Origin of the sequence: Burkholderia latens, from assembly GCF_902499045.1 — a bacterium.
Lineage (GTDB): Bacteria > Pseudomonadota > Gammaproteobacteria > Burkholderiales > Burkholderiaceae > Burkholderia > Burkholderia latens.
Genome location: NZ_CABVPL010000107.1, coordinates 1 through 969, shown reverse-complemented (window position 1 = coordinate 969; position 969 = coordinate 1). Strand labels below are relative to the sequence as shown.

The 969-nt window shown below is 62.4% G+C and carries 1 protein-coding gene; it reads right to left on the bottom strand.

The window, feature by feature from the left end; translation table 11 throughout:
- Window positions 1-969 (bottom strand): elongation factor Tu (gene tuf / locus BSE24067_RS32155; RefSeq protein ID WP_174905006.1); only part of this gene is annotated, 969 nt, incomplete at its 5' end.

Sequence of the window (969 nt, the reverse complement as noted above, 5' to 3'; positions counted from 1 at the left end):
TTACTCGATGATCTTGGCGACGACGCCTGCGCCGACGGTACGGCCGCCTTCGCGGATTGCGAAGCGCAGACCTTCTTCCATCGCGATCGGCGCGATCAGCTTCACCGTGATCGACACGTTGTCGCCCGGCATCACCATTTCCTTGTCCTTCGGCAGCTCGATCGAGCCCGTCACGTCCGTCGTACGGAAGTAGAACTGCGGACGGTAGTTGTTGAAGAACGGCGTGTGACGGCCGCCTTCGTCCTTGCTCAGCACGTACACTTCAGCCGTGAAGTGCGTGTGCGGCGTGATCGAACCCGGCTTCGCCAGAACCTGGCCGCGCTCCACGTCTTCACGCTTCGTGCCGCGCAGCAGGATACCGACGTTGTCGCCTGCCTGACCTTGGTCCAGCAGCTTGCGGAACATTTCAACGCCCGTGCAGGTCGTCTTCACCGTCGGCTTGATACCGACGATTTCGATTTCCTCGCCGACCTTGATGATCCCGCGCTCGACACGACCCGTCACCACCGTACCGCGGCCCGAGATCGAGAACACGTCTTCCACCGGCATCAGGAACGCGCCGTCAACCGCACGCTCCGGCGTCGGGATGTACGTGTCCAGTGCGTCCGCCAGGTTCATGATCGCCACTTCGCCCAGCTCGCCCGTGTCGCCTTCCAGCGCCAGCTTTGCCGAACCCTTCACGATCGGCGTGTCGTCGCCCGGGAAGTCGTACTTCGACAGCAGTTCGCGAACTTCCATCTCGACCAGCTCGAGCAGTTCAGCGTCGTCCACCATGTCGCACTTGTTCAGGAACACGATGATGTACGGAACGCCAACCTGACGCGCCAGCAGGATGTGCTCACGCGTTTGCGGCATCGGGCCGTCTGCTGCCGAGCAAACCAGGATCGCGCCGTCCATCTGCGCTGCGCCCGTGATCATGTTCTTCACATAGTCAGCGTGGCCCGGGCAGTCGACGTGTGCGTAGTGGCG